Here is a 22655-nt window from a genome sequence, read left to right on the forward strand (position 1 = left end):
CGAAGCGGATGTTCTCCAGCAGCAGGACGTCGCCGTCGGTCAGCCCCTCGGCGCGGGCCAGCGCGTCGGTGCCGACGACTCGGGACTGCTCGGAGCCGGCCAGCTGGACGTGCCGGCCCAGCTGCTCACCGAGCGCCGCGGCGACGGGCGCCAGCGACAGCTTCGGGTCGGCTCCGCCCTTGGGCCGGCCGAGGTGCGCGGTGATCACCACCCTGGCGCCCGCCTCGACCAGCGCCTTCAGCGTCGGCACCGACGCGGTGATGCGGCCGGGATCGGTGATCTTCCCGTCGTCGAGCGGCACATTCAGATCGGAGCGCACCAGCACGCCACGGCCGGAAACGCCCTCGGCGAGAAGGTCTTTCAGGTTCTGGACAGCCACGGTTTACAGCGACTTGCCGACCAGCGCGACCAGGTCGACGAGGCGGTTGGAGTAGCCCCATTCGTTGTCGTACCAGGAGACGACCTTGGCCTGGTTGTCGATCACCTTGGTCAGGCCGGAGTCGAAGATCGAGCTGTGCGGGTCGGTGACGATGTCACTGGACACGATCGGCGCGTCGTAGTACTTCAGGATGCCCTTCATAGACCCCTCGGCGGCGGCCTTCATCGCGGCGTTGATCTCGTCGGCGGTGGCGGACTTCTTCAGCTCGGCGGTGAGGTCGGTGACCGAGCCGGTCGGGATCGGCACCCGCAGCGCGTAGCCGTCCAGCTTGCCCTTGAGCTCGGGCAGCACCAGGCCGATGGCCTTGGCCGCGCCGGTGGAGGTCGGCACGATGTTCAGCGCGGCGGCGCGGGCCCGGCGCAAATCCTTGTGCGGCCCGTCCTGCAGGTTCTGGTCCTGGGTGTAGGCGTGGATAGTGGTCATCAGGCCCTTGACGATGCCGAACTCGTCGTTGAGCACCTTGGCCAGCGGCCCCAGGCAGTTCGTGGTGCACGAGGCGTTGGAGATGATGTTCTGGCTGCCGTCGTACTTGTCGTCGTTGACGCCCAGCACGATGGTGATGTCCTCGTCGGTGGCGGGCGCGGAGATGATCACCTTCTTGGCGCCGGCGTCCAGGTGGCCCTTGGCCTTGGCGGCGTTGGTGAAGATGCCGGTGGACTCGACGACGACATCGACGCCCAGGTCACCCCAGGGCAGCGCTGCCGGGCCTTCCTTGACCTCGAGCGCCTTGATCTTTTTGCTGCCGACGACGATGGTGTCGTCGCCCTCGAGGCTGACGTCGTGGGGCAGGCGGCCCAGGATGGAGTCGAATTTCAGCAGGTGCGCCAGGCTGGCGTTGTCGGTGAGGTCGTTGACCGCGACCACCTCGATGTCAGCGGTGCCTTGCTCCTGTTGAGCCAGTAAGGCCCGGTAGAAGTTCCGACCGATTCGACCGAAGCCGTTGATACCTACTCGGACCGTCACTTGTCTCTCCCCTGTCTTTCCTGAGTCGTCGTTTTGCATGTCTTGTGCATGTCCGCTGGACACTGCCTGTGGTCAGCCTAGATCAGCGACACGCGCGGTCGCCGCGCCGGTAAGCGTGTGGACCGCCGAAGACCACTCGCCGTCGCAGGATGGCCATCGGTACACGTCACGACGTGTGCTGAACATCACCTGGGAGAGCGCTTGCGGGCCCAGCCCAGCGCCGCCTCGGCGGCGTAGTAGCCACACAGGCCATGGATGCCGGCTCCCGGCGGCGTGGACTGCGAACACAGGTAGACACCCGGCACACCGGTCGCATACGGGTTGGCCGAGATGCGCGGCCGCAGTATGACCTGAAGCCCGTCGTTGGCGCCGCCGAGGATATCGCCGCCGATGTAGTTGGGGTTGTAGGCCGCCAGCTCGGCGGTGCCCTTGCTCACGGTCGCGACGATGCGGTCGCGGAAGCCCGGGGCGAACCGCTCGATCTGGTCGATGATGACCGTGGTGGCGTCGCCGGTGTAGCCGAACGGCACGTGCGCGTACGCCCAGATCGGGTTGACACCACCGGCCGATCGGGACGGGTCGGCCAGGTACTGCTGCCCGACGAGAATGAACGGCCGCTGCGCCATCTCCCCTTGCGCGCGACGGCGTTCGGTGTCGGCGATCTCGGCGAAGCTGCCGCCGAGGTGGACGCTGCCGGCGAGCCTGCAGTCGGGGTTCGTCCAGGGGATGTCGCCCTGGACGGCGAAGTCGACCTTGAACGCCGAGGACCCCTGGCGATAACGCCGGTAGGACCGTTTGATGCGGCCGGGCATGGCATCGCCGTAGATCCGCAGTGCCGCCGCGGGGCTCAGGTCGAGCATGACGATGTCGGCATCCGGGATGTCGCGGCGGCCGGTGACGGTCACTCCGGTGGCGATGGCGCCGCCGTGCGCGGTTAGTGCTGCGGCCAGCGCGCGGGTAATGGACCCCGAGCCGCCTTCGGCGACGGGCCACCCATAGCGGTGCCCGCTGGCCAGAAAAAGCAGCCCCATGGATGCGGTCAGCGGACGGTCCAGCCGGGTATAGATGTGCGCGGCCGCGCCGCCGTACAGCGCGCGGGCCTGCTCGGTGCGAAACCAGCGGGCCATCACGGTAGCCGGCAGCAGTGCGCGTGGCCCGAAACTGGCGAGGCGGACGGGGTGCTGCGGGATGTGCAGCACCGGGCGAAGCAAATCCTGCGCCAGCTGATCGAATCCGGCGGCCAGGTCCCCGACGGCGCGCCGCCACCGGGCGGCATCGCTGCCCATGCCGGCGACCGTCCGATCGATCGATCGGTACAGCACGCCGGCGCTGCCGTCGTCGAGCGGATGCGCGCAGTCGATCTCCGGCCACTTCCACACCAGCCCGTAGCTCGGTAGGTCGATCTCTTTCCAGAACGGCGAACCGACGCCGAACGGGTGGGTGGCCGAGCAGACGTCGTGGATCACCCCGGGCACCGTCAGCTCGGCCGAGCGGGCTCCCCCGCCGACGGTGTCGCGGGCCTCCAGTACCTGCACCTCGACGCCGTGGCGGGCGAGGTGGATCGCTGCGGCCAGGCCGTTGGGCCCGGCCCCGACGACGACCGCGGTGGTCATCGAGCGCTGTGCCGGGTCGTGACGTGGACGGGATAGTCGTCGCCGGGCTCGGGCCAGGGCTGACGGCTCAGCATGCCCGCGACGTCGACGTAGCCCTCTTCGATCAGGCCGGTCTTGGCGTCGACGATGCGGTAGGCCTGCGTTTGGCGCTGTATCGGTTGGGCTTCCAGGATGATCACCCGCACCTCGCCCTCATCGAAGTCGCAGCGCCGCTGCACGGCGGCAAGCAGCTGTTCGTTGTGCAGGTGGCCTTCGCCGAAGTTCCACCCGATCAGCGGACCGGCGATGATCTCGCCGTCGCGCAGCAGGTAGTCGGCCTCGTCGGCGCCGGCGGGCAGGGCGCGGGGCACCAGCCCGCCCAGGGTCCGCCCGTGGGTGTGCATCGATCGCCACCCCATCAACTTGTCGATCATGAGTTCGGCGGTCTGCGGATCGTAAAGCCGGGCAAGCTGGTTGGGCGCCAGCGCCGATGCCTTGGTGATGTTCGCCTCGATCTTGTCCTCGGTCCCTTTGCGCAGGCACCAGGTGCTGGTGGCCCAGTTACCCGCGTAGTAACGCATCGCAGGAAGGAATGAAACCTGTTGCGGGAAAAGGTTTCCCACGATCGGCACCACCGCGAGCGCGACGATCAGGATGATCAGCAGCAACGGTGAGCTCAGCCCGGTGGCCGTGACGCCGGCGTAGTGCCCGAACAGATAGAACAGCGAAAAGATGAAGAAGACGTTCCACTCCAACGGGACTCCCATGGGAATGGTGGACGTGATGTTGAGGTGGAACAGCACCATGAAGCCGATCAGGAACCACGCCCACCGGTGGCCGTCGGCGACGAACACCAGGACCAGCGGAACCAGGAATTCGGCCGTGGTCCCGCCGACATGGGCCATGATCTTCGGTATCCACGACGGTCGCAGGTCGTTGACCGGGTCGAGGTAGAGCCGACGCTTGAACCAATTGAATGCCCTGGCGCGCAGCAGCGGGCTGTTGCTCATCATGACCGCCACGACATACGGGAAGTGGTGATTGAGCTTGGAGGTCGCCGCGCCCCACCACAGCGCCAGCATGATGATCTTGAAGGCGGCGATCTGGTCGGTGAACCCGAAAAAGAACACCAGCAGGGTCAGCCCGTAGTGTTCGCCGCGCGCCGCCAGGAAGACGGTTTTGTCCCGCAGGCCCAGCAGTGCGAGCGCCACGATGGCGGGCACGACCAGCGTGGGATCGATCAGGCCGACGTCGCCGGCCGCGGTGACCGGACCGCCCCGCCCCGGTGCGAGCAGCGCCCAGATCCCGGAGGCCAGCACGATCAGATACAGCGCCACGTCGACGACGGTACGGCTGTCCCCACGGGTGAACGGGACCTTGTCCGGCCACGCTGGGAGCCGAATAGTGTTGGGCCGCAACCAATACAGGAACCCGCCGAATGGCGGCCAGAACCGCGCGGTCAGCGGCCCAGAACCGCAGCCCAGACCCAGCATCTCGAACAGCAGCGTGAAGATGACCAGCTTCTGGTACACGATCGGCTGGGTCCACCAATAGGTGATGTGGCCCAGCCCGCCCAGCCCCGGCGTCAGGGCGATCACCGCGGCGGCGCCGGCGACGTACGCGGCGATCTTGAAGACGTAGAACAGGTAGACCGCGTAGGGGGATCCGAAGCCGTGTTCGACCCAGTGCCGGGTCATGATCTGTCGCCTGGTCGAGCGCGGCAAGCTGAGCCACGTTTGCGGGTCGACGTCGGGAAACTCCGGAGCCATGAATCCCATGGGCGGCCTCGTTCCTGTCTAGAAACCAGCTGGCCCATAGAATGTATCGGCACCACCACGCCGCTGTGCCGATTTGTGCGCCTCAGTGCTGTGCGCCGGCTAACCCGTCAGCGGCAAATGACGAAAACCGCTGCGGCGGCAGGTGATTCAGCGTGCGCCTGGGGCGAACCCGCGGACCCCGGGGCGCGCCTGCGGCGAACCCGCAGACGCCGCACCCGGTGCGCGGCGGACAAATCGCCGGCGCAGCTTGTCGATCAGGGCGTCCAGGGTGTGCCGATCCTGCTCGGCGATGCGCGCCAGGCGGCGGAAGTTCGCCACGGTGTCCAGGTCGCCCTTGGCTTCCGCGGTGGCGATTTTGCGCTGGCACTCCTCGATGCGCTGGTCGATGAGGCCGCGTCGTCCGCCGAGCAGGCGCACGAAATAGTCGGCCTGCAGTTGATCCGCCGTGTCCGGGACGTCCGCGGCAATCGCACCGGCGGCCCGCTCGACGGAGGGCGCGGGCCGGGCCGGTGCCTGAGCCTGACGGGCTGATTCCACGCGTGTCGCGGCGGTGTGGTTGCGCCGCCCGCGCCGGTCCCGGGTGCCAGCCGATCTGTGGGTAGCGCTCGAGCGTGCGCCACGCTCGTGGGACAGACCGGCTACGTCCATCGGGTCCCCTTTACTCGAGGATTACTGAGGGCGCCGTAACAATAGCGTCCCGGCCGTCACCACACCACATGCCCGGATCGGGGCAAAGGCGAAACACCATGACAACGGCGGCGCCCCGGTCGCTACCATCGAGGGACTCGACGCGGCCCCCAAACCACAAGCGGTCTCGTGCGAGCGTCAAGGGAGGGAACGTGACCGACAACGGCAGCCCCGACGGCGGGGACATCGGCAAATTCGACCCCGGCTTGACCCAGCGATTGATGGCGGTGATGCGCCCGGTCCTGAAGACCTACTTCCGCTCCGAGGTGCACGGCCTGGAAACGTTCCCGCCCGGCGGAGCATTGGTGGTCGGCAACCACTCGGGCGGTATGTTCCCCATGGACGTCCCGATCTTCAGCGTCCACTTCTACGACAAGCTCGGCTACGACCGGCCCGTCTACACGCTGAGCCACGACATTCTGATGACCGGACCCACCGGAGATTTGTTCCGGCGCACCGGATACATCCGGGCCAACCGGGAGAACGCGGCCGCGGCGTTGCGGTCCGGCGGAGTGGTGATCGTGTTCCCCGGCGGCGACTACGACGCCTACCGGCCCACCCTGTCGGAGAATGTCATCGACTTCAACGGCCGTAAGGGGTACATCCGCACGGCGATCGAAGCCGGCGTCCCGATCGTGCCGGCGGTGTCCATCGGCGGACAGGAGACCCAGCTCTACCTGACCCGCGGCACCTGGCTGGCCGAGCGGCTCGGAATTAAACGCTTGCTGCGCAGCGCGATTCTGCCGTTGTCGTTCGGCTTCCCCTTCGGCCTGAGTGCGGTCATCCCGCCGAACCTGCCGCTTCCCACCAAGATCGTGACGCAGGTACTCCGACCCATCGACATCGCCAAGCAGTTCGGCGACGACCCCGACGTCGACGAGGTCGACGAGTACGTGCGGTCGGTGATGCAGCAGGCCCTGACCGAGCTCGCCGCGAAGCGTCGCTTCCCGATTCTGGGCTGAGCCATGCCGAACCCGTTGAGCGAGACACTCGGCCTGGTCACCACGCTGCGCCGCGCCGGCATGATCGCGCCGATGCGACCCGACCGCTACCTCAAGATCGCGGCGGCCATGCGCCGCGAAGGCATGGGCATGACCGTGGGCTTCGCCAGTGCGGCGCAGCGCTGCCCCGACCGTCCCGGGCTGGTCGACGAACTCGGCACGCTGACCTGGCGCGAGCTCGACGAACGGATCAACGCGTTCGCCGCCGCGCTGCAAAACCTGCCCGCCGGTCAACCGAAAGTCGTGGGCATCATGTGCCGCAACCACCGCGGCTTCGTCGAGGCGGTGGTGGCCGTGAACCGGATCGGCTCCGATGTCGTGCTGCTCAACACGTCGTTCGCCGGGCCCGCGCTGGCTGAGGTGGTCAACCGCGAGGGCGTCGACGCCGTGGTTTACGACGAGGAATTCACCCCGACGGTGGATCGCGCGCTGGCCGACAAGCCGGATGCCAGCCGCATCGTGGCCTGGACGGACGGGCAACACGAGCTCACCGTCGAGAAACTCATCGCCGATTGCGCGGGGCGACAGCCCCAGCGCTCCGGCCGCAAGGGCAGGATGATTCTGCTCACCTCCGGTACCACCGGAACACCCAAGGGCGCCAACCAAACCGGTGGCAACGCCGGAATCGGCACGCTCAAGGCAATTTTGGACCGCACCCCGTGGCGCGCCGAGGAAAACATCGTGATCGTGGCGCCGATGTTCCACGCGTGGGGTTTCTCCCAGTTGATCTTCGCCGCGTCCATGGCCTGCACGGTGATCACCCGGCGCAAATTCGACCCCGAGGCCACGCTGGATCTCATCGACCGCCACAAGGCCACCGGTCTTGCCGTGGTGCCGGTGATGTTCGACCGCATCATGGAGCTGCCCGCCGAGGTCCGACGCCGCTACAGCGGTCGGTCCTTGAGATTCGCCGCGGCATCGGGCTCGCGGATGCGACCCGATGTGGTCATCGCGTTCATGGACGCATTCGGCGACGTGATCTACAACAACTACAACGCCACCGAGGCCGGCATGATCGCGACCGCCACCCCGCAGGACCTGCGCGCAGCACCGGACACGGCGGGCCGGCCCGCGGGCGGAACCGAAATCCGGATCCTGGACTCGGAATTCAACGAGCTGCCCACCGGTGAGGTCGGCGGCATCTACGTGCGCAACAACACCCAGTTCGAGGGCTACACCTCGGGCAGTACCAAGGACTTTCACGCCGGCTTCATGTCATCGGGTGACGTGGGATATCTCGACGAGGCGGGGCGCCTGTTCGTCGTCGGCCGTGACGACGAAATGATCGTCTCCGGCGGCGAGAACGTGTACCCGATCGAAGTGGAGAAGACCCTTGCGGCACATCCCGACGTGGCGGAGGCGGCGGTGATCGGCGTGGACGACGAGCAATACGGGCAGCGGCTGGCGGCCTTCGTGGTGCTGGAGCCCGGCGCCACCCTCGACGGGGGCGCCGCTCCCGAGGCGCTCAAGCAGCATGTGCGGGAGAACCTGGCCAACTACAAGGTCCCCCGCGACATCACCGTGCTGGACGAACTTCCCCGCGGCAGCACCGGCAAGATCCTGCGCGCCGACCTGCAAGCGCGGGTGAACGGCTGATGCGGCTCGCCCGGACCATTCGGAAACCCCGGCCATTGGCACGATCCGCGCTCGAATTGGCCAACGCCGCCAACGGATTACGCCCGCTGGCCCGCAAGGGCTACAGCACCGTCCTGGTCTTCTGGTTCGGCTGGCCGGCCTCCGAGGTGCCGGGCGTGTACTTCTCCGCCTCGGTGCTGGATGCGCTGCGGCGGGGACGCCGTGGCGATTTCGCGGGACGGCGCGGAAAGGTCGCGCTGGCCCTGACGGCGGCGTCCTGGGCCATCCTGGCGGTGATCAAGTATCGGGGCGTCACCACTCCCGGCCCGGTGCTTCAGGCCGGGCTGCGCGACCAACTCGGCGACGACTACGAAGAGGCGCTGAACAAGCTTCCGCAGACGACACCGACGCGCAGCGGGCGGCGCACCCTGCCGCTGGGCAACACCGTGGCGCGCCGCCGCTACGTCGAGAAGACGAACGTGGTGTCCTACGGTCCGCACGGGCGCGCCAACCTCGCCGACATCTGGCGCCGCCGCGATCTGCCGCGCGACGGCAAGGCGCCGGTGCTGCTGCAAGTCCCGGGCGGCGCCTGGGTGATCGGAATGCGCCGTCCCCAGGCCTATCCGCTGATGAGCCACCTGGCCGCGCGCGGCTGGGTGTGCGTGTCGATCGGCTACCGGGTGTCCCCACGGCACACCTGGCCCGACCACATCGTCGACGTCAAACGCGCCCTGGCCTGGGTCAAGGAGAACATCTCCCGCTACGGCGGGGATCCGAACTTCGTGGCGATCACCGGCGGATCCGCCGGCGGCCACCTGTGTTCGCTGGCGGCGCTGACGCCCAACGACCCGACGTTCCAGCCCGGCTTCGAGGACGCCGACACCTCGGTGGTCGCCGCGGTACCGGTGTACGGGCGCTACGACTGGTTCTCCACCGAGGGCGAGGGCCGGCGTGAATTCGTGGACCTGCTCCAAAAGTTCGTTGTCAAAAAGAAATTCGTCACCCACCGCAATATCTACCTCGACGCCTCGCCGATCCGCCGGCTGCGCGCCGACGCACCGCCGTTCTTCGTCCTGCACGGCCACGACGACTCGCTCATCCCGGTCGGCGAGGCCGAAGAGTTCGTCGAGGAACTGCGCGCGGTATCCAAAAACCCGGTCGCCTACGCCGAATTACCGCACGCCCAACACGCTTTCGACATCTTCAGTTCCCCGCGGGCGCATCGGTCCGCGGAGGCCGTGGCGCGATTCCTGTCGTGGGTGTACGCGACGAATCCGCCCGAGCGCGACTAGAAGGTATCGGGCGGCCGCACGGCTGTTTCTTCTCTGTAAACCCTTGTGCCACTTTAGTTTCAGTGGTCACAGGGCGGGCATTTTTGTCGGTGTCTGCTCGTAGGTTCTAGGCATGGATGCGAGCTGTCGTGAGGAGATCGTGGAGGTCTTCGCCGCGCTCGATGACGACGTGGAATGCCTGTGCGGGTTGTCGTTTGACGTGTTCACCACCCCGGAGAGGTTGCGGGCCTTGGAGCGCTTGGAGCGTGTGGCACGCCGGCTGCGCGCACCCGAGCACGCGTTGATCAACCAGCTCGACGCGCAGGCCGGCGCGGAAGAGCTGGGCGGCAATCTGCGCTCGGCGCTCGCGGACCGGTTGCGGATCACCAAGTCTGAGGCCGGCCGGCGCATCGCCGAGGCCGAGGATTTGGGTGAACGCCGAGCGCTGACCGGTGAGCCGTTGGCGCCGCAGTTGAGCTCGACCGCGACCGGCCAGCGCGCGGGGTTGATCGGTGACGGGCACGTGAAGGTGATCCGCCGCTTCTTCGCCCACCTGCCCGCCGAGGTGGACATGTCCACCCGGGAAGCCGCCGAAACCGACCTGGCCGACAAAGCCGGCGGGTACCGTCCCGACCAGTTGGCCAAATACGCCCAGCGTGTCATGGACTGGCTCAACCCTGACGGCGAATTCGACGACGCGGAGCGAGCCCGCAAGCGCGGGATCACCCTGGGCACGCAGGAATTCGACGGCATGTCTCGGATCACCGGGCTGGTGACCCCGGAATTGCGGGCCACCATCGAGGCCATGCTGGCCAAGCTGGCCGCGCCCGGGGCGTGCAATCCCACGGACGAGGCACCGGTGGTCGACACGCCACCCGACGAGGCTGCGGCACGGCGCGACAGCCGATCGCAAGCCCAGCGCAACCATGACGGATTCCTCGCCGGACTGCGCGGCCTGTTCGCCTCGGGCGCGCTGGGCCAGCACCACGGGCTCCCCGTGTCGATCGTCGTGACCACCACCTTGCAAGACCTCGAGGCCGCCGCCGGCAAAGCCCTCACCGCTGGCGGCACCCTGGTGCCCATGTCGGATGTCATCCGCTGGGCCGGCCACGCGCACCATTACCTGGCGATTTTCGACAAGGGCAGGTCGCTGGCGCTATATCACACGAAGCGGTTGGCTTCCCCCGCACAGCGAATCATGTTGTACGCCAAGGATCGTGGATGTACGAAGCCGGGCTGTGACGCGCCGGGCTACCACAGCCAAGTCCACCACGTCCGGGGCTGGACGGCCACCCGCCATACCGACATCAACGACCTGGCGCTGGCCTGCGGCCCAGATAACCGACTCGCCGAAACCGGCTGGACCACCCGCACCAACGCCCGAGGCCACACCGAATGGATCCCACCGCCGCACCTCGACCACGGACAACCCAGAACCAACACCTTCCACCACCCCGAAAAACTCCTCCGCGACGGCGAGGACGACGACGAACCCGATTGACACCTAACTGGTATCGCGCGCGGCGGCCTTCTCCAGCTCGGTCAACGCCGGCTCGATCCGATCGGCCATGTCGTCGATGTCGTTGGCCACCTCTGGCGTCGTCACGAAACCGAAGTCCAGGTAGTCCTGGTAGGAGAAGCAGGTGATGTTCAGCGCGACGTCCATCACCGGCGGACCCAGCGGCACCAGCGAATCCAGTTTGGCGCCCGCCATGTACAGCGGGAACTGCGGGCCGGGGACATTGGAGACAACCAGGTTGATGGGGGCCAGGTTTCGCGACAGCCCGCTGGCCGTGTAGGCGCGCGCGGCCAGGTGCAACAGTCCCGGCGGCGTCGTTTCGGTCAACCCCATGATCTGATGCGCCGACAACGCCTTGGCCATCAACTTGGCACTTCGCGTGCTCTCGTGGATAACCCGCAGCCGCTCAGCGGGATCTTCGACATCGGTGGCAAGGGACACGGTCATCGAACCCACCTTGTTACCGACGTCGTCCTTGTTCTCATCGGTACGGGTGGATACGGGGATCTGCGCGATGAGCGGCTTGGCCGGCAGTTCTCCGCGCTTCAATAAATATTCGCGGGCCGCCCCGGCCACCAGCGCGAGCACAACGTCGTTGAGCTTGACGCCATAGGCATCCTTGACGGCCTTGGCCCGGGCCAGCTCGACACGGCAGCCGGTGATCCGCCGGTGCGGCGACACCGATGCGTTGAACCGGGTTTTCGGCGCATCGAAGTAGCGCGACGGCTTGCTGGTCACCCCCAACGCCGCGACCTGCTGGCGCAGCGTCTGCTCTACCAGTCGGGCGATGCGGAACGGCGTCTTGACACCGACGTTGATAAGCGCGCCCACGGCGCGCCGTTCCAGCCCGGGAAGTTGGAATCCCACCAGCGATCCGACCGTCTCCTGTTGCGGCGCACGGGGTTCCGGCGTGGCGTCCAGAAGGATCTCACCCAAGCCGGCGCCCGAGACGCCGTCGACGATGGCGTGGTGCATCTTGGTCAGCGTCGCGATCCGCCCGCCCTCGACGCCCTCGATCACCCACATCTCCCACAGCGGCCGGGAGCGGTCCAGCTTGTAGGACATCAGCCGGCCCACCAGCTCCTCGAGCTCGCGGCGACCGCCCGGCGCGGGAACACCGATGCGGCGAACGTGGAAATCGACGTCGAGGTCCTCGTCTTCGACGAACCACGGTCGGTCCAGTCCCAGCGGCGCGTCGGTGACCCGCCACCGCAACTGGGGCACCTCCGGCAGGCGCTCGATGAGTAATTGACGGAGACGTTGAAAGCTGTACTCGGAGCATTCCTTCGGGTCACAAAGCGCCAACGCCCCCACGTGCATGTGCCAGCCCGCGGTTTCTGCTGACCAAAACGCCGCATCGACGCTCGAAAGCCGTTTCATTCCCCGACCGTAACCCCCACCAGCCCGTCCCCACCAGCAATGCCCAACATTTAGCAGGGCAGTCAGGCGTCGCCAGATTCGCCGACTCCTCAGCCCACCGCTTCGCGGCGCGCATCGTCGTCAGGCGTCCTCCAGCAAATCCGGCGTCACCGCCGACTCCGTGTCGGGAATGCCGTCGACCTTGGCCTTGCGGTCCGCCATCGACAGTAGCCGCCGAATACGGCCTGCCACAGCATCTTTCGTCATCGGAGGGTCGGCGAGACGGCCGAGCTCCTCCAGCGAGGCCTGCCGGTGCTCCACGCGCAACTTGCCGGCCGAGGCCAAATGGTCGGGGACGGTGTCCCCCAAGATCTCCAGAGCCCGCTCCACCCGGGCCGCGGCCGCGACCGCCGCCCGCGCCGAACGCCGCAGGTTGGCGTCGTCGAAGTTGGCGAGCCGGTTGGCCGTGGCCCGGACCTCGCGCCGCATCCGGCGCTCCTCCCACACCAGCCGGGTGTCCTGGGCGCCCATCCGGGTCAGCAACGCGCCGATAGCCTCGCCGTCGCGCACCACCACCCGGTCGGCGCCGCGCACCTCGCGGGCCTTCGCGCTGACACCGAGCCGGCGCGCGGCACCCACCAACGCCAGCGCCGCCTCCGGGCCGGGGCAGCTGACTTCCAACGCCGAGGAACGCCCCGGCTCGGTCAGCGACCCGTGCGCCAGGAACGCGCCCCGCCACGCGGCTTCGGCGTCGCCGACGCTGCCGCCCACCACCTGAGCCGGCAGTCCGCGCACCGGACGACCGCGGTTGTCGAGCAGGCCGGTCTGGCGGGCCAATGCCTCACCGTCATTGGCCACCCGCAACACGTAGCGGGTGCTCTTGCGAATTCCGCTGGCCGACAACACATGCACGACGGCGTTGTATCCGTAGAGTTCGAAAATGTCCTTGCGCAGCCGCCGCGCGACGTTACCCAGATCCACCTCGGCCTCGACCACGACACGTCCGCCGACGATGTGCAGCCCGCCGGCGAACCTCAGCAGGGACGTGACCTCCGCCCGGCGCGCGCTGACCGATTTCACAATGAGGCGGCTCAGTTCGTCCTTGACTTCGGTCGTCATCGCCACGCGTCGTCACCCCTTGGTCCGCTGCCGGCCGGTCCACTCCCACCGGGTGGTGGGGTTGCACCGTCGACCCGAATATCCGCGGTGGCCGTGCCCGGAGACGCTCCCGGAGCCTTGTGGGCCGCCCGGACCCCGTCCAGGGCCGCCGCGAGCTTGCCTGGATCATGTAAAGGTGTACCAGGTCTGGCCACGTCGACGAAGTGGACCTCGGCCGAAAGCAGTGTGGCGGTGCGGCGCAGTTGCTCACGTTCCCGCTCACTGGGCACCCGTTCGGCGTCGATGATGATGTCGTGCACGCTGAATTCCGGTGCGTGCTGGGCCAGCACGTGCAGATGACGCTCGACGGAGAAGCCGGCCGTCTCCCCCGGCTCGGCCACCAGGTTGAGCACCAGGGCGCGCCGCGCGGTGGTCGCCCGTAGCGCCGCCGCCAGTTCGGGCACCAGCACATGCGGGATCACGCTGGTGAACCACGAGCCCGGGCCAAGTACCACCAGATCGGCGGCCATGATCGCGTCGACGGCCTGCCGGGTCGCCGGCGGGTTGTCGGGCGACAACCGCACGCGGCGCACCTTGCCCGGCGTGGTCGCGATCGCCACCTGGCCACGGATCAGCCGGAACATCCGCGGGTCGCCTTCCAGACCCGAGACGTCGGCCTCGATCTGCAGCGCGATCGGGCACATCGGCAGCACCCTGCCCTTGACGCCCAGGATGCGCCCCAGCTCGTCGAGGGCGGCCACCGGATCGGCCAGCACCTCGGACAGGCCGGCCAGCAACAGGTTGCCGATCGGGTGCCCCGCCAAGGCGCCGCTGCCGCCGAACCGGTGCTGCAGGATGGTCGCCCACAGTCGTCCATGGGGACTGTCAGATGCCAAGGCCGCCAATGCCATTCGCAAATCACCCGGTGGCACTACGTCCAGTTCGCTGCGCAGCCGGCCCGAAGAACCACCGTCGTCGGCGACGGTCACCACCGCGGTGACATAGGGCGTCAGTCGGCGAGCCGCCGACAGCGTCGCGTACAGGCCGTGTCCGCCGCCCAGCGCGACGATGCCCCGGGTCATCGGCTCGGTCATTCGCGGCCCAGATCCCGGTGCAGCACCCGCACCGACAGTTGGGCTTCACCCGTTTGGGCCTTCAGCAACTGCATTAACGCCTCGGCGATCGCGACGCTGCGATGCTTGCCGCCGGTGCATCCGATGGCGACCGTCATATAGCGCTTGCCCTCCCGGCGGTAGCCCTCGACGACCAGAGATAGCAATCGATGGTAGGCGTCGAGGAACTCGGCCGCGCCGGGCTGGCTCAACACGTAATCCCGCACCGCCGGGTCCTGCCCGGTGCGGGGACGCAATTCGTCGACCCAGTGCGGGTTCGGCAGGAACCGCACGTCCATCACCATGTCGGCGTCCATCGGCAGGCCGTACTTGAACCCGAACGACTCGACAGTGACGCTGGTGGTCGCGCTGGCGGCGCCCCCGAATGCCCGCTCGATGGTCTCGCGCAGGCCGCGCACCGACAGCGTCGAGGTGTCGATGATCAGATCGGCGGTGGCGCGAACCGACGCCAGCATCCGCCGTTCGGCCGCGATTCCCTCGGCCAGGGTCTGATCACCCTGCAGCGGGTGGCTGCGACGATTCTGTTCATAGCGGCGCACCAGCATGTCGTCGGATGCTTCCATGAACACCACGCGCGGGGCGATGTTTCGGGTTGCCAGCTCGGTGCGCACCGAATCCAGGTCGCCGGTGAAGCCGCGCGACCGCACGTCCATCACGACCGCCAGCTGGGTGATCCGCGAGCCCGCCGCCAGACCGAAATCAACCATCCGGGTGATCAGCTGGGGAGGCAGGTTGTCGGCCACATACCAGCCCAGGTCTTCGAGCACCTTGGCTGCGGTACCCCGCCCGGCCCCGGATAACCCGGTCACCAGAACGACGTCGATGCCCGCCGCGGCGTCCACCGAGTGGCCGCCCGCGAACTCTGGGCCCGTCATTGGGCCGGCTCGGACTGATCGGGTCGCAACGCCTCCAGGACGGCGGTGGCGGTTGCCACACCGATGCCGGGAACGGCGGTGATCTGGTCGACGGTGGCCTCCTTGAGGCGGGCTATCGATCCGAAATGGCTTACCAATGCCTTACGGCGATGTTCTCCCAATCCTGGCACCGAATCCAGCACCGATGCCGTCATTCGCTTGGATCGCTTGCTGCGATGGTAGGTGATCGCGAACCGGTGCGCTTCGTCACGGACACGTTGCAGCAGATAAAGTCCCTCGCTGTTGCGCGGCATGATGACGGGATCGGGCTCCGAGGGCACCCACACCTCTTCCAGCCGCTTGGCCAGGCCGATCACCGCGACGTCGGTGATGCCGAGTTCCTCGAGCACCGCGCTTGCCGCATTGACTTGCGGGGCCCCGCCGTCGACGACGTACAGGTTCGGGGGGTAGGCGAAACGGCGAGACTTTCCTTCCGGCGAAAGCATATTCGGGTCGTTTTGTTCACTGAGGTGCCGCGCGAAACGACGGCGGGTCACCTCGGCGATGGACGCGACGTCGTCGGAGCGTCCGCGTCCGGCGGCTTGCCGGATGCCGAAGTGGCGGTAGTCCGACTTGCGCGGCAGACCGTCCTCGAACACCACCAGCGACCCCACCACATCGGTGCCCTGGACATGGCTGATGTCCACACATTCGATGCGCAGCGGCGCGTCGGATAAGCCGAGGGCCTCCTGGATGTTCTGCAGCGCAGCGGATCTGGCGTTGAAGTCGCCGGCGCGCCTCAGCTTGTGTTGTTGCAGTGCGTCTTTCGCGTTGCGCTGTACGGTTTCGGCCAGCGCGCGTTTGTCCCCGCGCCGCGGCACCCGCAGCGCCACCCGGGACCCGCGCAAGCCGGACAGCCAACTGGTCAGCTCGCCTGCGTTGGACGGCAGGCAGGGCACCAACACTTCGCGCGGCACCGGGTTCGCCGATTCGTCTGCGGCGCCGCCCAATTCGGCCTGCTCGCCGTAGAATTGCGTCAAGAACTGCTCGACCAGTTGTTCCTCACCGGAATCACCAGGGTCGGCGGACTTTTCGACGATCCAGCCGCGCTGACCGCGGACCCGTCCCCCGCGCACGTGGAACACCTGCACCGCGGCCTCGAGCTCGTCGTCGGCGAACGCCACCACATCGGCGTCGGTGCCGTCGCCGAGGACCACGGCCTGCTTTTCCATCGCCCTTCTCACCGCGCCCAGGTCGTCCCGCAGCCGCGCGGCCCGCTCGAAATCGAGTCGCTCGGCCGCGGCGTTCATCTGCTGTTCCAGCTCCCGGGCGAACCGGTCGGTCTTGCCGGACAAAAAGTCGCAGAAATCGTCCACGATCTGGCGGTGCTGCTCCGCGCTGACCCTGCCGATACACGGCGCCGAGCATTTGTCGATGTAGCCGAGCAGACAAGGACGATCGATCTGCTTATGCCGCTTGAAAACTCCCGCCGAACAGGTGCGTGCCGGAAATACCCGGGTGAGCAGATCCAGCGTTTCCCGGATGGCCCATGCGTGCGAGTACGGCCCGAAATACCGCACCCCTTTGCGGCGGGGCCCGCGATAGACCATCAGTCGCGGGAACTCCTCGTTGAGGGTCACCGCCAGCACCGGATAGGTCTTGTCGTCGCGATAGCGGACGTTGAAACGCGGGTCGAACTCCTTGATCCAGTTGTATTCAAGCTGCAACGCCTCGACTTCGGTGTTGACCACCGTCCACTCGACCTTGGCCGCGGTGGTCACCATCTGCCGGGTTCGCGGGTGCAGGCCGGCGATGTCGGCGAAGTATGACGTCAGCCGGCTGCGCAGGCTCTTGGCCTTGCCGACATAGATGACCCGCCCATACGTATCCCGGAATCGGTAGACGCCGGGCTCGACCGGGATGGACCCGGGGGCGGGGCGGTAGGTGGCGGGATCGGGCACAGATCCAGGCTAGTAGCCGCGCACGGGGTGCCGAGAAAGGCGGAGCGCATGCAAGTGCCGGCCTACTGTCGTGCTTATCGGTCGCCAGGATGTTGGGGGGATTGCCGTCGACGGACTCCTTCATTGGACGACGGCCCGAGTCTGCCGCTGTTACCGAGCAGCTGGACCCCGAAACCGAAAAGGAGCAACGGGGCAGGTAGAAGGCCCGCAAGGAGCGCCGACCGCAGTGGCGGCGGTTTGGGCGCCTGCCGTTCTGGCTACCAAGCTTCTAGCTCGACGTTAGAGTGGGGGCATTGCTATGGAGGGAGTCCGTAAATGATGAAGCGCTCGTTGGCCAAACTGGCCGTGACCGTCGGCGGTCTGGCATTGGCGTCGACCGCCGGGGCCGGGGTCGCATCCGCTGACCCCGATTTCGGTCCGATGATCAACACGACTTGTAACTACGACCAGGCGATGCGCGCCGTGCACGCCGAAAATCCGATGGCCGCTCAATACCTCGATCAGTCGCCGCCTAACCAGCAGTTCTTGCAGCAGTACCTGGCGTCGTCGCCCGATCAGCGGGTGAACCTGCTCAAGGCGATCCAGCACAACCAGGGGGCGTCACAGGCCCTGCCGATCTTCCAGCAAATGATGACGGACTGCACTCGGTACTGAGTCCTGCGCCTCGGGCTTCCCGGCTCAAGCATTTAAAACCTCAGGCGGCGGGCCGCCGCGTTATGCGGTGCGCCCGTCGACCTGCGCTCGTCGTTTCGCCGCCCAGTCCGCCATGGGAAATCCGGGGACGTCGTTACAGGCCGACAGCAACAAAGCCACGTGCGCCAGCACGGCCAACCCGTAATCGCACGTCCAAGCCGGCTGGGTCATCGTCCATACCAGGACGCCTTCCGACGGAGTCGCGAAATTGCTGAGCCGCATCGGGATTGCCTCCCCGGCCGGGGAGATGCCCACCGCGTCGTGTCTGCACTGGGCTACGGCGATGAATCCACTCACCACCTCATGGTGGGGGTCTAGCGCGTTGTCGTAGAGGTCGACCGACTCGGCGTACAGTGCCGAACCACCGAATTGATACGCCGATTCGGCATGGTCCGATGCGCCGGCGGGTCGCAGCGGCGAACCCTTGAAAAGCAGTGCCGCCGAGCAGTCCGGTGGGCGAGCGCTGGTGAAGTAGGTATCGCCCACCGGCGCGGCGATCGCGGCGCCGAAGGGCGTGTCATTTCCGCTCTGCAGCAGTAGGTCTGGTGCATGGGACGGCGGGCGTTTCACCGTCGTAGGCGGCGTTCCCCCTGACTGACCGGACGCCCGGACCGCCCGTCCCCCTACGACGGCGCTGCACCCGCTGAGCGCCAGCATGGCGGCAAGTCCCACTGCGGCCACCGCGGCCACCGGTGCCTGAAGTGCCATCGGCTGATGGTACAGCGCTCAGTGCGTCTGCAGGTCCGGCCGATAGCGCGCCAGCAGCGACCGCACGGTTTGCATGGCGGCCACTGCGCGGCCCTTGTCGACGGCCTGGATGGCCATCACCGGGATGTACTCGTCATCGGGCAGGTCGATACGCGCCCAGCGGTGACCCACCGGGAACGACACGCCGGCAACGTCTCGCCATTCGATCAGCTTGTCGCCCAATAGGTTTCTCACCGAGACGCCGGCCGGTCCCACCCGCAGCCGCGGTCGCGCGAATAACAACACGACGCCGGCGATGACCAGGCCCAGCACGGCGATCGCCACCTGGTCGGAGGTCTGAAAGACCACCCCGGTGGACCTCGCCTTGAGGAGAAGGCCCACCGCAATGTGCGCCGCGGCGATGACGAAAGCCGCCCCATAGGCGAATAGCGGTGTGCGATGGGGACGCAACACCGCGTCCCAGGTCTCGCGGTCCGGAGGCGAAGTCACGACCGAGCGCGCAACTCACGCAGGGTGAGTGCGGCGGACAGCGCCGCTCCAGTCGCCTGGGCCCCTTTGTCCTCGGCCGACGCCGGAAGCCCGGCCCGATCCAGGGCCTGCTCCTCGTTGTCGGTGGTCAGCACCCCATTGGCGACCGGCGTCGAGGCGTCCAGCGACACCCGGGTCAGCCCCTGGGTTACCGCATCGCAGACATACTCGAAATGCGGTGTCTGCCCACGGATCACGACGCCCAGTGCGACGACGGCGTCGTGATTGCGGGCGAGCTCCTGTGCCACCACCGGGATTTCGATCGCCCCGAGCACGCGGACCACCGTGGGGTCGTCGACACCCGACTCGGTGGCGACTTTGCGCGCGCCGGCGAGCAGCGCGTCACAGATCTCGCTGTGCCAGGTGCTTGCCACGATGCCGAGCCGCACACCAGAAGCGTCAACCGCCGGGATCTCCGGCACGCCGGCGCCACCGCTCATCTGCGCCGCCCCTTCTTGTCCCCGAATTCTGCGCCGTCATCGGCGGTCACAAAGCACCGCCGAATTCACCTGGCAAATGGACGGATTCGTGAAAGTCGTCCAGCCCGGCCAGGTCGTGACCCATCTTATCCCGCTTGGTCATCAGGTAACGGATGTTCTCCGCGTTGGCGCGCACCGGAAGCGGCACCCGCTCGATGATGTGCAGGCCGTACCCATCCAGCCCGACCCGCTTGGCCGGATTGTTGGTCAGCAGCCGCATGGACCGCACCCCGAGGTCCACCAGGATTTGCGCGCCGATTCCGTAATCTCTTGCATCGGCGGGCAACCCGAGCTTGAGGTTGGCGTCGACGGTGTCTTCACCGGCGTCCTGCAGCTGATAGGCCTGCAGCTTGTGCATCAGCCCGATGCCGCGTCCCTCGTGGCCGCGCATGTACAGCACGATGCCGCGTCCCTCGCGGGCGACCATAGCCATCGCGGCGTCCAGCTGGGGTCCGCAATCGCAGCGGCGGGAACCGAACACGTCACCGGTCAAGCATTCGGAGTGCACGCGCACCAGCACGTCGTCACCATCGGAGTCCGGGCCGTTGATGTCGCCGCGCACCAGCGCGACGTGTTCGACCTCTTCGTAGATGCTGGCGTAGCCGATGGCACGAAACTCACCGTGCCGAGTGGGGATCCGGGCTTCGGCGATCCGGGCGATGTGCTTCTCGTGTTTGCGCCGCCACTCGATCAGGTCGGCGATGGTGATCATCGCGAGATCGTGTTCGTCGGCGAAGACCCGCAGTTCGTCGGTCTGCGCCATCGAGCCTTCGTCCTTCTGGCTGACGATCTCGCAGATGGCACCCGCGGGCTGCAGGCCCGCCAGCCGGGCCAGGTCGACGGCGGCTTCGGTGTGACCCGGGCGGCGCAACACGCCACCGTCCTTGGCGCGCAACGGAACCACGTGACCCGGCCTGGTGAAATCGTCGGCGACGCTGGTGGGATCGGCCAGTAAGCGCATCGTGGTCGCCCGGTCCGAGGCCGAAATCCCCGTGCCCACACCCCGTCTTGCGTCGACCGTGACGGTGTAGGCGGTGCCGTGCTTGTCCTGGTTCACCGCGTACATCGGCAGCAACCCCAGCCGGTCGCAGATATCCCCGTCCAGCGGCACGCACAGGTACCCCGAGGTGTAGCGCACCATGAATGCCACCATCTCCGGCGTCGCCTTCTCGGCGGCGAAGATCAGATCGCCCTCATTCTCGCGGTCCTCGTCGTCGATGACGATGACGGCCTTGCCGGCCGCAATGTCGGCAACCGCCCTCTCGACGGAGTCCAACCTCGTCATCTTTGCTACCTCGCCGTTCCCGCTGCCCGGCGGGAACACTGTCGAAACGGCTCACACGAGAAGCCCACGTGTTGCATTCAGTATGAACCACGGCGGCATCGCGGTTATTGCCCCGGTTTGATCAGTGGGACGGGTTCAGACCGCGTTGCGCCGCCTAGCCAGGCCGGCGGTGCCGACCGCCTGACCACGTGCGATGGCTTGCACTGAGCCCGTCGCCGCAGGGCCCCGATGGCGTCCCCGGCGTTCGACTGAGCTTGGCACGGGGACGGCGGCCGCGTGATCGTCGCCGGGATCACAGTTTTCGCCGATTCGACGCGAACGACGGGCGCCGCACGTCACCCGACAAACACAACGCCGGCTTTTCAGAGAAGGAGAAAGGCGGCCCGTGCGATTTTGTGCCCGACCTTCCCGCAAACACGTCGTCGCCGTAAAGAATGGCTTGTCGGGACGGCAATAACGTCACTTGGTGCCAAAATCATCCCTATGAAGGGGCTGTATACCGCCTAAGCCTTTGCGCCAGATATGTGTTTACTGTGCCCCGATATTTGACATGAGCAAACAGTAAAAATGGGTTTCGCGTGCATTACTCCGGGGAAATACAGCCGCATGAATACCAACACGCAAACACGACCGTGGGTTCGCCTGTGCACCGGCGCGCTGGCGGCGGGCGGCTTGGCGATGTCGGCGCTGGGACTGACCTCAGGCACCGCCCAGGCTGCTCCTCCGCCTGCACCTATGTATCACCACCACTGGTGCCCCGGCGAACAATGGGAGCCCGGTTGGGGCAACAACCCGGACTGGAACAACTGCCGTGACTGGGACGACAATTACGGCGGCCCGGCAGGTTACGGCGGGGCCCCGCCGTGGGCGCCGCCCCCGCCGGCACCGCCACCGTGGGCACCGTGGGCACAGGTCGTCTGGAATCCCCAGGTGAACGCTTGGGGATACTGGAACGGCCCAGTGTGGATGCCGCTGTAACCCACATCTGACCTGGAAATAGGCCGCTACCTCGAGCTCGAGCAGCGGCCTGCTTCCCTGGCCTAGCGGGCCATCAACCGTTCGACGTATTTGGCGATCACGTCGACTTCGAGGTTCACCTGCGTCCCGACCGGAGCACGGCCCAAGGTGGTCAATTCCCGGGTGGTGGGAATCAGCGAGACTTCGAACCAGTCCCCCGGCTCGTCACCCAGCCCGGACACCGTCAACGAAATCCCGTCGACGGTGATCGACCCCTTCTCCACGACGTAGCGGGCCACCCCGGCGGGCATGTCGACCCGCACCACTTCCCAGTGCTCCGAGGGCGTCCGGGCCACGATACGACCCGTCCCGTCGACGTGCCCCTGCACGATGTGCCCGCCCAACCGGCTGTTGACGGCCGCCGCGCGCTCCAGGTTGACCCGGCTGCCGACCTGCAATTCGCCCAAGTTGGACCGGTTGAGCGATTCGGCCATCACGTCGGCGGTGAACTGACCGCCGGGCAACAACTCGGCGACGGTGAGGCATACACCGTTGACGGCGATCGAATCGCCGTGGCCGGCGTCGGCCGTCACGACGGCGCCGCGGATGGTCAGGCGCGCCGCGTCGGAAAGGACGTCGCGAGCCGTCACCTCGCCGAGTTCCTCGACAATCCCGGTAAACATCCTCTTAGGCTAATTGCCCGGCTCTCAAGGTGGTGAGCAGGGCAAACAGCGGCGCCCGGGCGACACCGCCACCCCGCGTTCACGAGCGCAGT

The 22655-nt window shown here is 67.2% G+C and carries 21 protein-coding genes; 6 read left to right on the forward strand and 15 right to left on the reverse strand.

Annotation, left to right across the window (positions count from 1 at the left end):
- The 5 genes from pgk to A5782_RS16315 form a co-directional block, all read right to left on the reverse strand.
- Positions 1-379: phosphoglycerate kinase (gene pgk, locus A5782_RS16295; protein WP_082942976.1), on the reverse strand; the 379-nt coding region annotated here is incomplete at its 3' end.
- 3 nt (positions 380-382) lie between these two features.
- On the reverse strand, positions 383-1402 hold the full coding sequence (gene gap / locus A5782_RS16300; protein WP_067102226.1) for a type I glyceraldehyde-3-phosphate dehydrogenase: 1020 nt from the start codon (positions 1400-1402) through the stop codon (positions 383-385).
- Positions 1403-1587: 185 nt separating this feature from the next.
- Positions 1588-3015, reverse strand: coding sequence for an NAD(P)/FAD-dependent oxidoreductase (locus A5782_RS16305; RefSeq protein WP_067102230.1), 1428 nt, complete (start codon positions 3013-3015; stop codon positions 1588-1590).
- Entirely contained in the window at positions 3012-4772 is a 1761-nt protein-coding gene (locus A5782_RS16310) for a DUF3556 domain-containing protein (RefSeq protein WP_067102234.1), read from the reverse strand. The genes A5782_RS16305 and A5782_RS16310 overlap by 4 nt, the downstream gene beginning before the upstream one ends.
- A 147-nt stretch (positions 4773-4919) precedes the next feature.
- The gene (locus A5782_RS16315; protein ID WP_231986704.1) at positions 4920-5420 is read right to left on the reverse strand and encodes a hypothetical protein; all 501 of its coding nucleotides are present in this window, start codon (positions 5418-5420) and stop codon (positions 4920-4922) included.
- 260 nt (positions 5421-5680) lie between these two features.
- Between A5782_RS16315 and A5782_RS16320 the strand changes: the two genes are divergently transcribed.
- The 4 genes from A5782_RS16320 (at position 5681) to A5782_RS16335 (ending at position 10807) form a co-directional block, all read left to right on the forward strand.
- Entirely contained in the window at positions 5681-6421 is a 741-nt protein-coding gene (locus A5782_RS16320) for a lysophospholipid acyltransferase family protein (protein ID WP_231986706.1), read from the forward strand.
- A 3-nt stretch (positions 6422-6424) separates the two neighbouring features.
- Positions 6425-8056 (forward strand): acyl-CoA ligase FadD12, encoded by a 1632-nt coding sequence (fadD12, locus tag A5782_RS16325; RefSeq protein ID WP_067102242.1) that lies wholly within the window; start codon positions 6425-6427, stop codon positions 8054-8056.
- Complete coding sequence (locus tag A5782_RS16330) at positions 8056-9327, forward strand: alpha/beta hydrolase (protein WP_067102245.1); 1272 nt, start codon at positions 8056-8058, stop codon at positions 9325-9327. Before fadD12 ends, A5782_RS16330 begins: the two co-directional genes overlap by 1 nt.
- A gap of 112 nt (positions 9328-9439) precedes the next feature.
- Entirely contained in the window at positions 9440-10807 is a 1368-nt protein-coding gene (locus A5782_RS16335) for an HNH endonuclease signature motif containing protein (protein ID WP_067102249.1), read from the forward strand.
- Positions 10808-10810: 3 nt separating this feature from the next.
- Here the strand turns inward: A5782_RS16335 and A5782_RS16340 are convergent, their stop codons facing one another.
- The 5 genes from A5782_RS16340 to uvrC form a co-directional block, all read right to left on the reverse strand.
- Positions 10811-12205 carry a wax ester/triacylglycerol synthase family O-acyltransferase gene (locus A5782_RS16340; RefSeq protein WP_067102252.1) on the reverse strand — a complete coding sequence of 465 codons (1395 nt, stop codon included), beginning with the start codon at positions 12203-12205 and terminating at the stop codon, positions 10811-10813.
- A gap of 120 nt (positions 12206-12325) precedes the next feature.
- Positions 12326-13303 carry a DNA-binding protein WhiA gene (gene whiA / locus A5782_RS16345; RefSeq protein WP_067102332.1) on the reverse strand — a complete coding sequence of 326 codons (978 nt, stop codon included), beginning with the start codon at positions 13301-13303 and terminating at the stop codon, positions 12326-12328.
- Positions 13300-14364 (reverse strand): uridine diphosphate-N-acetylglucosamine-binding protein YvcK, encoded by a 1065-nt coding sequence (gene yvcK / locus A5782_RS16350; RefSeq protein ID WP_156623990.1) that lies wholly within the window; start codon positions 14362-14364, stop codon positions 13300-13302. The genes whiA and yvcK overlap by 4 nt, the downstream gene beginning before the upstream one ends.
- Positions 14365-14372: 8 nt before the next feature.
- Positions 14373-15290 carry an RNase adapter RapZ gene (gene rapZ, locus A5782_RS16355; RefSeq protein WP_067102259.1) on the reverse strand — a complete coding sequence of 306 codons (918 nt, stop codon included), beginning with the start codon at positions 15288-15290 and terminating at the stop codon, positions 14373-14375.
- Positions 15287-17230 carry an excinuclease ABC subunit UvrC gene (gene uvrC / locus A5782_RS16360; protein WP_067102262.1) on the reverse strand — a complete coding sequence of 648 codons (1944 nt, stop codon included), beginning with the start codon at positions 17228-17230 and terminating at the stop codon, positions 15287-15289. Before uvrC ends, rapZ begins: the two co-directional genes overlap by 4 nt.
- 315 nt (positions 17231-17545) lie before the next feature.
- Here uvrC and A5782_RS16365 point away from each other — a divergent pair, with 315 nt between their 5' ends.
- Positions 17546-17884, forward strand: coding sequence for a hemophore-related protein (locus A5782_RS16365; protein ID WP_067102266.1), 339 nt, complete (start codon positions 17546-17548; stop codon positions 17882-17884).
- Between the two features lie 60 nt (positions 17885-17944).
- On the opposite strand, the gene A5782_RS16370 is transcribed toward A5782_RS16365, so the two are convergent.
- The 4 genes from A5782_RS16370 to A5782_RS16385 are packed head-to-tail and all read right to left on the reverse strand — an operon-like array spanning position 17945 to position 20923.
- Positions 17945-18631 (reverse strand): hypothetical protein, encoded by a 687-nt coding sequence (locus A5782_RS16370; protein ID WP_067102270.1) that lies wholly within the window; start codon positions 18629-18631, stop codon positions 17945-17947.
- A gap of 18 nt (positions 18632-18649) precedes the next feature.
- Complete coding sequence (locus tag A5782_RS16375) at positions 18650-19120, reverse strand: PH domain-containing protein (protein ID WP_067102274.1); 471 nt, start codon at positions 19118-19120, stop codon at positions 18650-18652.
- A complete protein-coding gene (gene ribH, locus A5782_RS16380; protein ID WP_067102277.1) occupies positions 19117-19599 on the reverse strand; it encodes a 6,7-dimethyl-8-ribityllumazine synthase in 483 nt (160 codons plus the stop codon). Before ribH ends, A5782_RS16375 begins: the two co-directional genes overlap by 4 nt.
- A gap of 46 nt (positions 19600-19645) precedes the next feature.
- Positions 19646-20923, reverse strand: a complete 1278-nt coding sequence (locus tag A5782_RS16385; protein ID WP_067102337.1) for a bifunctional 3,4-dihydroxy-2-butanone-4-phosphate synthase/GTP cyclohydrolase II — start codon at positions 20921-20923, stop codon at positions 19646-19648.
- A 606-nt stretch (positions 20924-21529) separates the two neighbouring features.
- Here A5782_RS16385 and A5782_RS25635 point away from each other — a divergent pair.
- Positions 21530-21901, forward strand: a complete 372-nt coding sequence (locus A5782_RS25635; RefSeq protein WP_082942977.1) for a hypothetical protein — start codon at positions 21530-21532, stop codon at positions 21899-21901.
- 62 nt (positions 21902-21963) lie between these two features.
- Here A5782_RS25635 and A5782_RS16390 read toward each other — a convergent pair whose 3' ends face one another.
- Positions 21964-22563: a riboflavin synthase gene (locus A5782_RS16390; protein WP_067102281.1), complete on the reverse strand. Its 600-nt coding sequence runs from the start codon at positions 22561-22563 to the stop codon at positions 21964-21966.
- Positions 22564-22655: the final 92 nt, after the last annotated feature.

It is taken from the genome of Mycobacterium sp. 852002-40037_SCH5390672, from assembly GCF_001665875.1.
Taxonomy (GTDB): domain Bacteria; phylum Actinomycetota; class Actinomycetes; order Mycobacteriales; family Mycobacteriaceae; genus Mycobacterium.

Excerpts from the sequence above, each read along its gene's own strand:
- A5782_RS16305 (WP_067102230.1), bottom strand. The coding sequence starts at position 3,015 with ATGACCACCGCGGTCGTCGTCGGGGCCGGGCCCAACGGCCTGGCCGCA.
- A5782_RS16310 (WP_067102234.1), bottom strand. The coding sequence starts at position 4,772 with ATGGGATTCATGGCTCCGGAGTTTCCCGACGTCGACCCGCAAACGTGG.
- A5782_RS16315 (WP_231986704.1), bottom strand. The coding sequence starts at position 5,420 with ATGGACGTAGCCGGTCTGTCCCACGAGCGTGGCGCACGCTCGAGCGCT.
- A5782_RS16320 (WP_231986706.1), top strand. The coding sequence starts at position 5,681 with ATGGCGGTGATGCGCCCGGTCCTGAAGACCTACTTCCGCTCCGAGGTG.
- fadD12 (WP_067102242.1), top strand. The coding sequence starts at position 6,425 with ATGCCGAACCCGTTGAGCGAGACACTCGGCCTGGTCACCACGCTGCGC.
- A5782_RS16330 (WP_067102245.1), top strand. The coding sequence starts at position 8,056 with ATGCGGCTCGCCCGGACCATTCGGAAACCCCGGCCATTGGCACGATCC.
- A5782_RS16335 (WP_067102249.1), top strand. The coding sequence starts at position 9,440 with ATGGATGCGAGCTGTCGTGAGGAGATCGTGGAGGTCTTCGCCGCGCTC.
- A5782_RS16340 (WP_067102252.1), bottom strand. The coding sequence starts at position 12,205 with ATGAAACGGCTTTCGAGCGTCGATGCGGCGTTTTGGTCAGCAGAAACC.
- whiA (WP_067102332.1), bottom strand. The coding sequence starts at position 13,303 with ATGACGACCGAAGTCAAGGACGAACTGAGCCGCCTCATTGTGAAATCG.
- yvcK (WP_156623990.1), bottom strand. The coding sequence starts at position 14,364 with ATGACCCGGGGCATCGTCGCGCTGGGCGGCGGACACGGCCTGTACGCG.
- rapZ (WP_067102259.1), bottom strand. The coding sequence starts at position 15,290 with ATGACGGGCCCAGAGTTCGCGGGCGGCCACTCGGTGGACGCCGCGGCG.
- A5782_RS16365 (WP_067102266.1), top strand. The coding sequence starts at position 17,546 with ATGATGAAGCGCTCGTTGGCCAAACTGGCCGTGACCGTCGGCGGTCTG.
- A5782_RS16370 (WP_067102270.1), bottom strand. The coding sequence starts at position 18,631 with ATGGCACTTCAGGCACCGGTGGCCGCGGTGGCCGCAGTGGGACTTGCC.
- ribH (WP_067102277.1), bottom strand. The coding sequence starts at position 19,599 with ATGAGCGGTGGCGCCGGCGTGCCGGAGATCCCGGCGGTTGACGCTTCT.
- A5782_RS16385 (WP_067102337.1), bottom strand. The coding sequence starts at position 20,923 with ATGACGAGGTTGGACTCCGTCGAGAGGGCGGTTGCCGACATTGCGGCC.
- A5782_RS25635 (WP_082942977.1), top strand. The coding sequence starts at position 21,530 with ATGAATACCAACACGCAAACACGACCGTGGGTTCGCCTGTGCACCGGC.
- A5782_RS16390 (WP_067102281.1), bottom strand. The coding sequence starts at position 22,563 with ATGTTTACCGGGATTGTCGAGGAACTCGGCGAGGTGACGGCTCGCGAC.